At 69.2% G+C, this 590-nt stretch carries 1 protein-coding gene; it reads left to right on the forward strand.

The window, feature by feature from the left end; all coding sequences use genetic code 11:
• Window positions 1-336: 336 nt before the first annotated feature.
• Window positions 337-590: AMP-binding protein (locus tag CCN33_RS30480; protein WP_140394776.1), on the forward strand; the 254-nt coding region annotated here is incomplete at its 3' end.

Genomic DNA, 590 nt, shown 5'->3' on the forward strand with positions numbered 1-590 from the left:
GGGGTCAGGAGGGGACCGATGGCGCATATTGGCCCAGCGCGCTCGTGGCAGTGACCGACAGCCTTCTCGTGCCCTCTCCACCACGCCCCACCCCGTGACCGGCCCGTACAGATTCGGTGGAGATTACGACCGGGGTACGTACCGACCCGTCAGTATCGTGTCCGGACCTTCCGCATGTGCGGGGATTTTCCGGGTGGTGTGGGTGAGGTACGTGAGGTTTGGCCGGTTTCCGGACCCCTCCCATCCGGCCATTCGGTGGGGTAGCTTTCACGGCGCTGTGCGGAGCGTCGCGGGCCGACGGAGGAGCGAGGAAGAGCGAGCAAGGGGGAGCGAGGTTTGCGCGAGTTCACCAACCCTGTGACGGACGTGCAGCCGGAGCCGCCGGTGGGTGGCCTGGCCGACGCCGTCTTCGACAACGCGCGCACCGACCCCCTGCACATCGCCCTCGGCCGCAAGGACGATCAGGGGCGGTGGCGGGACGTGACCGCCGCCGAGTTCCGTGACGAGGTGGTCGCCCTCGCCAAGGGCCTGCTCGCCCAGGGCGTCCGCTTCGGCGACCGGGTCGCCATCATGTCCCGCACCCGCTACGA

This window comes from Streptomyces recifensis (assembly GCF_002154615.1).
GTDB lineage: Bacteria > Actinomycetota > Actinomycetes > Streptomycetales > Streptomycetaceae > Streptomyces > Streptomyces griseoluteus.